This is a genomic window from Thiothrix sp., assembly GCF_028714775.1.
Classification (GTDB): Bacteria; Pseudomonadota; Gammaproteobacteria; order Thiotrichales; family Thiotrichaceae; genus Thiothrix.
The window spans coordinates 55,232-68,790 of record NZ_JAQTLS010000004.1 but is presented as its reverse complement, the minus strand read 5'-3'; the positions used below and the strand labels follow the sequence as shown (position 1 = coordinate 68,790).

12 protein-coding genes are annotated in these 13,559 nt (G+C 54.7%); 4 read left to right on the top strand and 8 right to left on the bottom strand.

Going from position 1 to position 13,559, the window contains the following annotated elements; all coding sequences use genetic code 11:
- Positions 1-2: 2 nt before the first annotated feature.
- Both PHE17_RS04460 and PHE17_RS04455 read left to right on the top strand, forming a co-directional pair.
- Positions 3-689, top strand: a complete 687-nt coding sequence (locus tag PHE17_RS04460; RefSeq protein WP_301014614.1) for a response regulator — start codon at positions 3-5, stop codon at positions 687-689.
- Between the two features lie 129 nt (positions 690-818).
- Entirely contained in the window at positions 819-1,235 is a 417-nt protein-coding gene (locus PHE17_RS04455; RefSeq protein WP_301014613.1) for a periplasmic heavy metal sensor, read from the top strand.
- 89 nt (positions 1,236-1,324) lie between these two features.
- On the opposite strand, the gene sdhD is transcribed toward PHE17_RS04455, so the two are convergent.
- Positions 1,325-1,705 (bottom strand): succinate dehydrogenase, hydrophobic membrane anchor protein, encoded by a 381-nt coding sequence (gene sdhD, locus PHE17_RS04450; RefSeq protein WP_301014612.1) that lies wholly within the window; start codon positions 1,703-1,705, stop codon positions 1,325-1,327.
- Between the two features lie 335 nt (positions 1,706-2,040).
- Between sdhD and PHE17_RS04445 the strand changes: the two genes are divergently transcribed.
- Both PHE17_RS04445 and PHE17_RS04440 read left to right on the top strand, forming a co-directional pair.
- Positions 2,041-2,748 carry an OmpA family protein gene (locus PHE17_RS04445; RefSeq protein WP_301014611.1) on the top strand — a complete coding sequence of 236 codons (708 nt, stop codon included), beginning with the start codon at positions 2,041-2,043 and terminating at the stop codon, positions 2,746-2,748.
- 15 nt (positions 2,749-2,763) lie between these two features.
- Entirely contained in the window at positions 2,764-3,921 is a 1,158-nt protein-coding gene (locus tag PHE17_RS04440; protein ID WP_301014610.1) for a mechanosensitive ion channel, read from the top strand.
- 70 nt (positions 3,922-3,991) lie between these two features.
- On the opposite strand, the gene PHE17_RS04435 is transcribed toward PHE17_RS04440, so the two are convergent.
- The 7 genes from PHE17_RS04435 to PHE17_RS04405 form a co-directional block, all read right to left on the bottom strand.
- Complete coding sequence (locus PHE17_RS04435) at positions 3,992-5,044, bottom strand: zinc ribbon domain-containing protein (protein WP_301014609.1); 1,053 nt, start codon at positions 5,042-5,044, stop codon at positions 3,992-3,994.
- A 13-nt stretch (positions 5,045-5,057) separates the two neighbouring features.
- On the bottom strand, positions 5,058-7,619 hold the full coding sequence (locus tag PHE17_RS04430) for a hypothetical protein (RefSeq protein WP_301014608.1): 2,562 nt from the start codon (positions 7,617-7,619) through the stop codon (positions 5,058-5,060).
- Between the two features lie 16 nt (positions 7,620-7,635).
- Entirely contained in the window at positions 7,636-8,253 is a 618-nt protein-coding gene (locus tag PHE17_RS04425; protein ID WP_301014607.1) for a hypothetical protein, read from the bottom strand.
- Between the two features lie 179 nt (positions 8,254-8,432).
- Positions 8,433-11,234, bottom strand: coding sequence for a hypothetical protein (locus PHE17_RS04420; RefSeq protein ID WP_301014606.1), 2,802 nt, complete (start codon positions 11,232-11,234; stop codon positions 8,433-8,435).
- On the bottom strand, positions 11,231-12,094 hold the full coding sequence (locus PHE17_RS04415) for a zinc ribbon domain-containing protein (RefSeq protein ID WP_301014605.1): 864 nt from the start codon (positions 12,092-12,094) through the stop codon (positions 11,231-11,233). The genes PHE17_RS04420 and PHE17_RS04415 overlap by 4 nt, the downstream gene beginning before the upstream one ends.
- Before the next feature lie 181 nt (positions 12,095-12,275).
- Complete coding sequence (locus PHE17_RS04410; RefSeq protein ID WP_301014604.1) at positions 12,276-13,271, bottom strand: SH3 domain-containing protein; 996 nt, start codon at positions 13,269-13,271, stop codon at positions 12,276-12,278.
- 81 nt (positions 13,272-13,352) lie between these two features.
- On the bottom strand, positions 13,353-13,559 hold a 207-nt coding region (locus tag PHE17_RS04405; protein ID WP_301014603.1), incomplete at its 5' end, for a hypothetical protein.

The following is a 13,559-nucleotide window of genomic DNA, read 5'->3' as shown; positions in this document are numbered from 1 at the left end:
CGATGGAACGCATCCTGATCGTCGAAGACGAACCCAAAATTGCCGATTTGTTGCAAAAGTATCTGCAAAACGCCAATTACCAAACCGATTGGCTCAACAGCGGCATGGGTGTAAGCGACTGGGTACGCAAGGAAAAGCCCAACCTGATCTTGCTCGACCTGATGCTGCCGGGCAAAGACGGCTTGGAAGTCTGCAAGGAAGTCCGCCAGTTTTCCAACACTCCGATCATCATGCTGACAGCCCGTGTGGAAGAAATCGACCGGCTGCTCGGCCTCGAAATCGGCGCGGATGATTACATCTGCAAACCGTTCAGCCCACGTGAAGTGGTCGCCCGCGTCAAAGCCATGTTACGGCGCTTGCAAGCCTTTGCACACCCGGACAGCAAACATGAAACGACTACTGCGCCGCTGCTGGAATTAGACCGTGACCGCTTGGTCGCCAAATCCGGGCAACAGGAAATTGCCCTGACCTTGGTGGAATTCGAGTTGCTCGCCACCCTGTTGCAACATCCCGGCAGAATCTTCGGGCGCGAACAATTAATGACGAAAGTCTACACCGACAACCGCATTGTTTCTGACCGCACCATCGACAGCCATATCAAAAAGTTACGCAAGAAACTGGATGAAATCATCCCCGAACACGAAGTCATCCACTCGGTTTACTCAGTTGGCTATAAGTTCGAGGCGTAACTGCATTTCCTTATTGTTTGCACATTTGCGGCAAACTTCCTGCGCAATCCCTGCGTAATATCATCCCCCATTGGAAGGCAAAACGCCTACAAGAAACCTACTCTCAAACTTGGTTCTAGGGGAACACAAATGAAAAAAGCACTGATTGTAACGGCACTGATTGGCGTTCTGGGCATGACGGTTGCACTGGCAGACCACGGTGGTTTTGGTGGCGGCGGCTGTGGCGGCAAAGGTGGTCACGGCGGCTTCGGCGGACGCGGCGCAATGATGGGCGAAATGCTGAAAGACAAACTGAAGCTGGATGAAGCACAAACCACCAAAGTGGATGCCATCATGGAAGAGCAGCGCACCAAAATGGACGAAATGCGCAAGCAAATGCAGGAACAAATGAAAGCCCTGCGTACTGACGGCGAAACGAAAATTGCCGCTATCCTGACGCCGGAACAGGCTGCAACTTTCAAACAAATGCAGGACGAGCGCCAAAAACGTCAGGATAAACGCCGCGAAGAAATGAAAAAACGTCTGGACAGCGGCAGCGACTTGTAAGCTGTTTCCGGCAACACCGATCTATCGTCTATTGAGTCTTATTTCACCTCGCATTGGGCAGCCACTGGGCTGCCCGTTTTTTTGCGGCATTACCCGGCAAAGAACAGCCGCAACAGTAGCACAACGCAAAACGTCCCCAGCAACACCAGCGCCAACTTAACCGCGACCAGCGCCGCAATTTTAGCTGCTTGATGATGGATATAATCTTCAATAATAACCTGCAAACCCAAACTGGCATGGTAAGTGGCAACTGCCACAAACAGCGTCAACATGACCGTGGTGAAAGGTTTGGCAAACCACGCACTGACATGGGCGTAATCCTGCCCCACCAGCGAGGCCACCGAAAATACTACCCACAAAGTTAGCGGAACCAGTGCAATGGAAGTGACACGTTGCACCCACCAATGGTGTACGCCCGTTTTCACGGAACCTAAGCCACGGGCTTTCTTGTTCGGGGTCACGAAACGCATGGAAATTCCTTTAAACAGCTAGCCACTAGAGAGGAGGGGAAAAAGCACGATGCCATAAACCCAACTTTTCCGCACTCTGCCAAAAGGATTATCTCCTAAGGGTATAGGCTGCTACCGCCCCCATATCCCCCCTTAATTCCAACAAGCTATGTAATCGCCGAAAATTTTTAACAAAATTTACTAATAAAGCCTACCATCCCACAAAACTTGTCTAGACTTAGAGCTGAAGCGCCCCGCCCTATCGCTTATTTTTCTACCGGAATCCCGCAAGGCGCTTAAGAACACATGCACGGATGCATGTTTGCACATAGGAACAATCAGCATGGAAGGTGATTATGTCGGATAGTACCTTAGACAATGATGATCTGACCCCAACGCAAGAATATGGCATTGCGGGGATTGTCATCTTACTGTTTGGCTTGCTCTATTGGTTTTTGAATGGCGGTTGGAATCCTGCGCCAGTCACTCCCTTAACTGTTGCCCAAGCGCCGAAAGCGGAACTAGCAGCACCTGCCCCACCTGCCGTTGCAGCCATCCAAGCCGAAGCACCTAAACCTAAAGCCGCAACCGCGCCCAAGCCTGTAACACCCGTACAAGCCGCTGCACCCAAAGCGGTAGCAACTCCCCCGCAACCAGCGCAAACCATTGCCATTAGTAGCTCAGAAGCCGCATTCAAAGAAAACCTTGCCAACAATGTGCATGACAAACCCGTTACGTTTGGTGACATCCGTTTTGAGCAAGGTTCCACCAACATCAAAGCAGAATCTGACCACCAGATCAGGGCAATTGCCGCCTTGTTACAGCAATATCCCAAAACCCGCGTACTCATACGTGGGCACACCGACAAGACTGAGGTTTCCAATAGCGACGCCCAATTATCGCTAATGCGGGCCAATGCGATGGGGCTTGCCTTGGTTAATTTCGGCATAGAAAGAAGGCGCATCAGCATTATGGGCATGGGAGACACTGCACCAATTGACACTAACGCCACGGAAGAAGGGCGCAAAAATAACCGGCGTATTGACCTATCAATCATTGAATAACACAGGAGTAAAACTATGGATGGCACTCTATCTTCTATCACCGATGCCTTAGGCCAACTGGCCTCCGGCAAGCTGGGGCACGCCTTGATTGGCTTGCTGATCCTCGTCGTCGGCCTTATCGTTGTTAGCCTTATTTCCAGCCTCTTCAAGCGCCTGCTTAAGCGCGTGGGCTTTTTGGATCGCACCAACCTTGCAGCACCCCTTGCATCACTGGTAAAAGCGCTACTTACCATCTTTGTGCTCATAGCTGTATTGCAACACTTTGGTTTAACAGGGGTATTGGCTCCGCTGAAAAATATGCTGAACAAATTCCTCGCGGCGATCCCCAATATTATCGGCGCGGGTGTCATCGGCTACGCAGGCTGGGTTATCGCCAAAATCGTGGCGGAACTGGTCGGCATTGCCCTGCACAAAGTTGACCAGAAACTGGCTGACAACATGGGCAATAGCGGCATGAAGTTGTCGAAAATTGGCAGTGCCTTCATGTTTGCCGCCATCTTGATTCCTATCGCAGTGAGCGCCTTGGGGGTATTGAACATCCCTTCCATTACCGGGCCTGCCTCAGACATGCTGAATAAGCTCATGGCAGCAATCCCGAACATTATCGGTGCGGGCATCATTCTGGCGGTCACGTATTTCATTGCCAAATTCGTGGTTTCGATGCTGAGCAACATTCTGGATGGCATGGGTATTGATGCCCTACCACAAAGACTCGGCATCACCGGAGTATTCACGGGCACATTCACCCCAACTAAATTGGTTGGCAATGTCATCATGTTTTTCGCCATGTTGACGGCAATCACTGCTGCGGTGAATACCTTAGGCATTGACATCGTTTCCAATATTTTCGCCAAAGTGCTGGAATTCGGCGGTGGCATTCTGGTGGGTGGCGTGATCCTGCTGCTCGGTTATTTCCTGAGCACCTTGGCTTACAACAAGCTGCAACAGTATGGCAACAGCGGAATCGCCAACATTGCCCGCATTGCGATTCTGGGCTTGGTATTGGCAATGGGTCTGCGGGCAATGGGGCTGGCGGATAATATCGTCAATATGGCATTTGGTTTCACCCTTGGGGCTGTCGCCATCGCAGCAGCATTGGCTTTTGGCTTGGGTGGTCGCGATGCAGCCAAACGCATTGCCAATGGCTGGGCGGACAAAATCAGCAACAGCTAAAACGTTTTTTCAAGTCGGACTCTCTCACTTGGGCAACCACAGGGTTGCCCGTTTTTTTGATGGCAGGGCATCAAATAGGCGTACCGCACGCAGCGCAAAACCGCGCATCAGCAAGTAAGGGCTTACCACACTGGCGGCAAAAACGCGGACGCGGCCTTGCGGGGGGAGTTTCTTGCGCTTTAGGCGGCGCGGTGGGTTTTGGCAAAACGGTGAATCCTGCCAAAACTCCATCCAAGAACGCCATGGCACGGGTTGAACTGATACTTGCCAGTTCGTGCTGTGCACCTTCACGTCGCCATAGCCACACCGAACCTAGCAGCCGGAACAGGGTGAAATCCGTCACTTCCACCTCTCCTTCCATGAGCCGCGCAAGTTGGACACTCGCGCCTGCCAAGGGAAGCTGCCAATGGGCGCACCCCACGGTAAAACTGCCCGTCGGCTGCCAATTGTTTCCCACAGTTTGCACCCAACTCGCTTGCTGCAATTCCTGCATACCTTGCAGGAGCACTGCTTCACCCACGTCAGGCAAGCCATCAACCAATTGGGCGACCAAAGCCGTGCTCCAGCGCACATCACCAGAAACCATCCCATCCAGTGTCCGCAAGTAAATTTCTTCCAGCGACACACGGCTTTCGGGTTTGGGTAAGCGTGCCAACAGGGTTTCCAAGTCACGCTGGCGTAGCGCATCGGCAAACCCGACCAAAGCCAGTAAACCAACGCGGCTCAGTGGGGCAGATAGGTGCAATTCGTTGATGTCCTGATCCAGACCTAGCCCGGTGATGACCAATGCGGCAAGGTGTTCAGGCGAAAGTGCGGTTGCCAGATTGAAGCTGCCATCGCCGCCCGCCGTAAAACCCACGAGACGTTCGGAATCACCTGCACCGTAGGCCACGAGGTTGCGGACATTGCCGGGGGAAGCCAGTGTCACGCCGATACGCACCTGCGGATCAGCAAGGAAAGCCAAGCCAGCTTTATCCAAACCGTCGGGTAAGGCTGCGTGCTTCGCTGCTACGGCGCTTGGCGCAATGGCGGGAGCCAGTTTGCCTTTTATACCCCCCCCCAACAAGTCCGCCGCCTGTGCCGCATCCAAACGGTGTTGGACTAAGGCAGTTTGCTCATTCATCGTTCTACTCCTTTCATTTCGCCAGTTTCAGGCTGTCAAACTGACCGGCAAGCGATTTGCCGAATTCATCAAGGTTACTGAACCCTAAGTTTTCCAGCCCTTCCTGAAGTGCCGCCAGCTCATGGGCATTGGGTTTGGCAGGCAGGTTGGAGGCGCGGATCAGTGTCATCGCATCACTCAGGCGTTCCGGCAGCTCCCCTGCTTTTAGACCTTGTACATCGTAAGCTTTGCGTACTGCGTCCAAGGTATCCACGCCTTTTTGTGCTTGGGCAACGGCCTCAAACGTGTCGCCACGCCGTAAGTTTCCGGCAATCTTTTCGTCAAACTGCTGCCCAATTGCGCCGGGGTCACGCAACTGCAAGGGGCTTTCCGGTACACCCGCTTTGCCGGAGGCTATGTTCTTCAGCTCTTCAATGCGCGGCGTTCCCCTGACACGTTCGCCAGTAGCGGCGTCAATGAGTTGGTCGGAATAGTCGGGGCAAGCTTCGCGGAAGGTACGGTCAGTGGCGGTGTGACCGTGTTGTTCCGCCCACCATGCTTTTTGTTGTGCTGTGTCCAGCCCTTTGGGGCATTTGCTGGCATCGTAACCTGTCAGGTCGGCGAAAATGTCTTGTGAGTTCTTTTCCCAGCGTTCGCGGGGCACTTCGAGCCATTCACCACTTTCGTTTTTGAACATGACGCGGAAATCGCGGTCGGTGTTGATGCCGGAACTGGCTTTGCCGGGGGTGCGGAATTCGTGCACCACGAGCTTGCGGTCGGCGAGGTCGGGGCAGGTTTCCTTGAGTTGCCGTACCAGTGCTTTGTCGTGGGGTTTGTAAACTTCGGAACGCAGGGTGTTGTTGAAGCCTTCTTGCAGTTCCGCCGCGCCAGTTTGTTTGAGGTTACGCACTTGATGGGGGGTGCGCTGCATTTCCAATACGTCTTCCAAGCGGGCGCGGGGATGCCCAGAGGCGTCTTTCACGAGGTTTTGTTCGAGTTTGGCGAGGTTGCGTTCACTTTGTGCCGCCAGATCGCCGACCGCATTGTGGGCAGCACCTAAACGTTCGGCGACTTTGGCGGCTTCTTCTGCGGCTTCGCCCACTTCACGCCACGCGGTGCGGGCAGCACCAACGGCATGGCCGAGGTATTCCGCTGATTTGCCAATACCAAAGTCGACGGCGGCGGCGGTCACGCCTGCTTTGGCGATTTCGTAAAGTGATTTGCCTTCCCGCGCTGCATCGCGCATGGCAAGGCTGCTGCCCACGGCTGAACTGGCGTAACCATGGGTTAGCACGGTATCCAGTGCCGCCGCGCCAATCTGTACCGACGTGTCAAACACGGCGTCCTTGTAGGTATAGGTGGGGGTAAAGCCAGCACGCGCTTGCTGTTCAACCACGCCGCCCAAGGTGGAAAGTTCTTCTAGGGCGCGGGTACGGTCAGGTTGCAGCGAAAGTTCTTCGGCCTTGTTTTGCAGGTGGTCGAGCAATGCTTTGCGGGTTTCGTCGAGTGTGCCGTCTTGGATGTCCTTGCGCCAGATGGCTTCAATGGCGTCGTCCAGCTTGCGGCGTTCCTCGAATACTTTGGCGATTTCCGCGCGTTGGCGGGGGGCATCCAATATCTCCGCGCCCATTGCTCGGGTTTTGGCATCGTATTCCTGCATGGCATCGGCGGAACGGGCTTCAATCGCGGCAATGTCTTGGGCGCGGCGTTGGTTCTGTTCGTACAGGTTGCGTCCTACCCAGCCACCGTCTTCAGCACTCCAGATTTCACCCGTTGCCGGATTGACATCGCCATCTTGGGATGGGCGTTCGGCGGGTGGGGAAACGGGGGCTTGGTCGGGGGGGATGAAACGGGCGATGCCATTTTCTTCGACGTATTTCCAGCCGAGTGCTTGGTGTTTCGCTTTCCATGCGTCGAAACCGTCATCGGGTAACTGCCCGCGCAGCAAGCCGCCCATATCCTCAAATGCCTCACGCCGACCGACACCGATTTGCCCCAGCATCAGCCATGCGCCTAAACCGGCAACACCAGCACCAAGGGTCGTGCCGACTCCGGTGGCAACGGCAACTTCGGTTTCACTCCATTCTGGTGGATTGGCAGGAGTGTATGGCACGTCCACGGGCGGCTCTTCCTGCCCAGTATTAGGTGGCACATTGCCATTCTGGTAGGGGTTCTCGAATAGCTTTTCGATCTCTTCCTGATTGGGGGTGAACGGTGGTGGAGTAGCAGGCTCTGGAGGCTGAATGTCAGTTTTGGCATCGTCAGGCGGGGGATCCTCAGATGGGGGAACAAGGGGTTGCCCATTATTAAACGGCTGGTTTTTGAAAAGCCTATCTATCGTTTCCCTGTCGGGAAGGGTTCCATGTGGCGTAGGTGGACTTCCACCGCCAATAGGATGCGTTTTAAGACGATCCCGCAAATTGGAAACCGTAGTCCCCGTATCATCGTTGGCAGCAACAACGTAAACCCCAGCCCCCTGAACATCCAGTGACCTGATGACGGACTGATCTTGGGCATCCAGCGCATAGGCAGGTGGTGTGAAACAGCACATCCCCACCACTACTAGCAACAACACCAAGCGATGGAAGCGTTTCATGGCTCGAACTCCACCATCAGAGACCTCCTTGTGGCAAAGGATTTGCAGAAACCGCAAGCATCGCCGTAGCACGCCGATAACGCATGAGCTGGTACACATTATTACCAACCGCCACACCCGTGCCGACCAGCAAGATGACCAGACCGCCCGCAGGCGCAGCGCCCAATACCAACGCCATCAATTGGTTGGAAAGGAACGTGATTGCCCACACTACCAGATACCATGCAGTGCCTTGGCTGCGCACTGCATCACCGTCGATAAATACCTTGGTGGTACGCGCCCAACCCATCCCTACCAGCCCGCCTGCCAACAGCGCAAGGAACGCCAACAATAAGCCCGGACGCTGCGCTGCAAACAAGAACTGGACTCCGGCAACGGCGAAGGTGGTTGCCAACGACACAAGCAACGCGCCGGGAACGATAGCGCGTGCTTTACGGAAAGTGAGAACCATCATGGTAACGGAGAGGAGCACCATCCCTGTGCCGAGCAGCGACAAGGTGCGGAAAAAGGTTTTGGCAGGGTCGTCGGTAAACAGGCTGGCAATCAGCAGCAGCACAAGCCCCCCTGCTGCCATGCCCGCGACTTTCACCAAACGCCGACCTTCTGCTGTGATTTGTTGCCAAAGAGACTTCATCTGTTTCCCTCGACTTTATATTTATCTTATTTGTCAGTATTCCCCTTTTTTGTAGATGTAACCATGACCTCCGTCAAGTCATGCAGCGAGCTGGATACATAACCTTCAAAACCAGCGCGGAACCCGCCGTAAATAATCGCGTAAACATCTGCTCTTCGGGGGGTAATTTGCCACTTCCTTCATTTCGCCAGCTTCAGGCTGTCAAACTGACCGGCAAGCGATTTGCCGAATTCATCAAGGTTACTGAACCCTAAGTTTTCCAGCCCTTCCTGAAGTGCCGCCAGCTCATGGGCATTGGGTTTGGCAGGCAGGTTGGAGGCGCGGATCAGTGTCATCGCATCACTCAGGCGTTCCGGCAGCTCCCCTGCTTTTAGACCTTGTACATCGTAAGCTTTGCGTACTGCGTCCAAGGTATCCACGCCTTTTTGTGCTTGGGCAACGGCCTCAAACGTGTCGCCACGCCGTAAGTTTCCGGCAATCTTTTCGTCAAACTGCTGCCCAATTGCGCCGGGGTCACGCAACTGCAAGGGGCTTTCCGGTACACCCGCTTTGCCGGAGGCTATGTTCTTCAGCTCTTCAATGCGCGGCGTTCCCCTGACACGTTCGCCAGTAGCGGCGTCAATGAGTTGGTCGGAATAGTCGGGGCAAGCTTCGCGGAAGGTACGGTCAGTGGCGGTGTGACCGTGTTGTTCCGCCCACCATGCTTTTTGTTGTGCTGTGTCCAGCCCTTTGGGGCATTTGCTGGCATCGTAACCTGTCAGGTCGGCGAAAATGTCTTGTGAGTTCTTTTCCCAGCGTTCGCGGGGCACTTCGAGCCATTCACCACTTTCGTTTTTGAACATGACGCGGAAATCGCGGTCGGTGTTGATGCCGGAACTGGCTTTGCCGGGGGTGCGGAATTCGTGCACCACGAGCTTGCGGTCGGCGAGGTCGGGGCAGGTTTCCTTGAGTTGCCGTACCAGTGCTTTGTCGTGGGGTTTGTAAACTTCGGAACGCAGGGTGTTGTTGAAGCCTTCTTGCAGTTCCGCCGCGCCAGTTTGTTTGAGGTTACGCACTTGATGGGGGGTGCGCTGCATTTCCAATACGTCTTCCAAGCGGGCGCGGGGATGCCCAGAGGCGTCTTTCACGAGGTTTTGTTCGAGTTTGGCGAGGTTGCGTTCACTTTGTGCCGCCAGATCGCCGACCGCATTGTGGGCAGCACCTAAACGTTCGGCGACTTTGGCGGCTTCTTCTGCGGCTTCGCCCACTTCACGCCACGCGGTGCGGGCAGCACCAACGGCATGGCCGAGGTATTCCGCTGATTTGCCAATACCAAAGTCGACGGCGGCGGCGGTCACGCCTGCTTTGGCGATTTCGTAAAGTGATTTGCCTTCCCGCGCTGCATCGCGCATGGCAAGGCTGCTGCCCACGGCTGAACTGGCGTAACCATGGGTTAGCACGGTATCCAGTGCCGCCGCGCCAATCTGTACCGACGTGTCAAACACGGCGTCCTTGTAGGTATAGGTGGGGGTAAAGCCAGCACGCGCTTGCTGTTCAACCACGCCGCCCAAGGTGGAAAGTTCTTCTAGGGCGCGGGTACGGTCAGGTTGCAGCGAAAGTTCTTCGGCCTTGTTTTGCAGGTGGTCGAGCAATGCTTTGCGGGTTTCGTCGAGTGTGCCGTCTTGGATGTCCTTGCGCCAGATGGCTTCGATGGCGTCATCCAGCTTGCGGCGTTCCTCGAATACTTTGGCAATTTCCGCACGTTGGCGGGGGGCATCCAGTATCTCCGCGCCCATTGCTCGGGTTTGGGCATCGTATTCCTGCATGGCATCGGCGGAACGCGCTTCAATCGCGGCAATGTCTTGGGTGCGGCGTTGGTTCTGTTCGTACAGGTTGCGCCCTACCCAGCCACCGTCTTCAGCACTCCAGATTTCACCCGTTGCCGGATTGACATCGCCATCTTGGGATGGGCGTTCGACGGGTGGGGAAACGGGGGCTTGGTCGGGGGGGATGAAACGGGCGATGCCGTTTTCTTCGACGTATTTCCAGCCGAGTCCCTGATATTTTGCTTTCCATGCGTCGAAACCGTCATCGGGTAACTGTCCGCGCAGCAAGCCGCCCATATCTTCAAATGCCTCACGCCGACCGACACCAATTTGCCCCAGCATCAGCCATGCGCCTAATCCGGCAACGCCTGCGCCAAGGGTCGTGCCAACTCCGGTGGCAACGGCAACTTCGGTTTCAGTCCACTCTGTTAGATTGGCAGGGCTGTATGGTACGTCCACAGACGACCCGTCCTGCCCACCATCAGATGGGACATTGCCATTCTGGTACATGTTATCGAACTGTTTCCCGATTTTATCCCAGTCCCAGTTAGGGTTGGTGAGTGGGGTTGTCCCAGCAGGCGGTGGCGTTTCACCTGATGGGTTGTCACTGCTGGCATCTGCATTGCTACCATCATCTTCCGCAGGCTGGGAATACACTTCGCCATCACCCGTGATAACCTCATTAACCCTTGCTTCCAGCAAATCCAGTAATGCTTCACCACGCTGTGGGCAAAAATGACTGCCGACATGGATAACGTAACGCCCACCCGCCAACCGATGGCAATCCAAACTTGGGTCGTAGTCATTCGAGAATAGATTTCCCCGTACTGGGTGCTTCATAAACTGCTGGGCACTGGCATCGTCTTCAAAGACATAAAGCGCGATAGCAGTCGACCCCACCCCAAAACAACGCTGCAAATAAGTGGGGACAGGAGGCCCACCGGAACGGGGCGGTTGCTGGTTCCAAGAGCAATCGTAAAAACGGAAACCCTTCTTCCAGAAGGCATTGCGGTAACGCTCGCTGCGCATGGTCTGGGACAAATTCAGTGCCTTGATCACCGCCTGATCTTGGGCATCCAGCGCATGGGCGGACGACGGGAAGCTACATATCCCCATCAGGATTGCCAACAATAGGAGCAATGCCCGCACAGAGGTTCTGCGGGCTACCGGCTTCATGACCCAAACTCCAAGCTCGCCAATGCTTGTTCCATAGCCTGCTGCGCGGTATGCCATAGCGGCTCAGGCGCGGTCAGTTCCAGCCGATAAATGACCTTGCCGTGTTGGAAGACGACCATTTCCGTCATCAGTTTCCCCGGCGAATCACTGGGGCCGATATAGCGCAGCACGGCACGCTGCCCCGTTCCCACCCGCGACAGGATTTCCGCTTGTTCAAGTACTTCTGCATCCGCTGCCATGTCCCGCAATTCGGTGATGTGCGCTGTTGCCACATCGGCTGCGGAATGCCCTTTCGTTGCTGGTTCCGCCAATACGGCAAGGAACATCTGTGACTCAGGGGTATCATCCGGTGACTTGAATACCAGTTCATGTGCCTGTGTCCCTTCTTCACGTTGCCAGCCAGTGGGGATGTCCATACTAAAACCAACATCGCCTTTCACGCCCTCAACCTTAAAACCGGCATCGGCACTGCGGATGTGCTGGTAACGGAAAGTGTCCACGCCTTGCTCATTAACAACCAGCGGCGGCTGTGCTGTCGTCTCATGGGAACCGGGGCGTAACAGGATGACAAGCAGAAACAGTAATATCACGCCCCCAACTACCATGATGGCAGTCAAAACCCGTTTCCCTCCCGCTTTGACGGGCGGCGGTGGAACGGATTGGATGGGAGGCGGCTGAACGGGAAGTGGTTGGACGGGAACCGACGGTGCAGCAGGCGGCAAAATAGGTGGCACAACGGGTTGAATGGGTAGTTCAGGTTCAGGCCGCACTGCTTTCAATGCAGCCCCGCATTCGCCACAAAATGCATCTTCGGGCAAAACTAACGCACCACATTGTGGGCAGAAACGGGTATCACCCATCAGACACCTCCTTAGAGACTTCATCCGCTTCCCTCGACTTTATATTTATCTTATTTGCCAGTATTCCCCTTTTTTGTAGATGTAACCATGACCTCCGTCAAGTCATACAGCAAGCTGGATACATAACCTTCAAAACCAGCGCGGAACCCGCCGTAAATAATCGCGGTAAACACCCGTAAACTTACTGCACTTTCAAACGGCTGAGCTGTTTCCGCAACTGTTCTGCCGTTTTGCCTTCCACAGGTTTCAGGATCGCTTCCCAGCCTGCCAGATTGGTTTCCGCCCTTTCGTCTGGCTGGCTATCCCAATCGGCTTGTAAGGAATCCAACGTGGACTTCACCATTGCCAGTGCGGGTTCAACGTATTTGCCCTTGGGGAAACGTTTCAGGTATTCACCTTCCGAACGTTGGCTGGCAAGCGAATAACAGGACATAAACCCTTCACATTCACCGCCCAAAGCAGCATTGGCAGCGTGGAACGCAATTGCATCGCCGATCGCGGCATTTTTGTATTTATCTGCCAACTTCCAAAAACTGTCGACAGGAACCAAATAAGACCCCGAAACTTCATCGGCAAACACTTGGTCGCCCTGCGCTTTCAACCAACTGGCATAAGGCTCGGCAGCACGTTTTTCTGGCTCTATCGGCAGTGCATACACGGCGATTTGCATAGCCCGCAAACGTGCCAACGCCAATTCACCTTGGGTTTCCGGGTCAGTGCTTTTGGCGGCAACGGTCTTGGCGAAAGCCGCCAGTTCCACTGCGTCGGAAAAACCCAAAGGCAAGGCATCGCCCGTCAACACTTTATCTTCCTTGCCCAACTTCGCGCGAGTCAGCTCCAACCACGCTGCATCGGGATGAGTCGCATCAAAATCTTGGGTAAAGCCGCCAAATACCCAACCGCTGACGGGGCTGGAAATCTGATACCAGTAAGCCGTATTACTGCCCACTTTCGCTTTCTCTTTGCTGCGCTGGCTGACATCCACTACCGAACCCAAGGTCAGCTTGCCAACCTCTTTGCCACTGACTGACGGTGCATTACGTACCCTCACGCCCGCCCCAACCACAATTTTCTGCCCACTTGCAGCGACGGAAGCCTCCATTGCCGTAACAGGCAACATGATTGACAGCCATAATACTGCTGCCGCCAAAAGCATCTTTTGCAGGGTGATTTTCATTACGTTCCCTCCCGTATTTAAGTTAAATCTGACCTCACCAGCCACCCAAGCGGGTGACTGGCTCAAGGAAAAAAGGAAAACTTATTCGTCGTCGCCTTCGTCACCGCCATCATCGTCGCCACTGTCTTCCTCTTCCTCTTCCTCTTCCTCTTCCTCTTCCTCTTCCTCTTCCTCTTCCTCTTCCTCTTCGGATTCGTCCTCGTCAGATTCTTCTTCACCCTCTTCGTCGGACTCGTCGTCGGCTTCTTCTTCGTCCTCTTCCTCGAATTCTTCGTCGTCGCCCTCTTC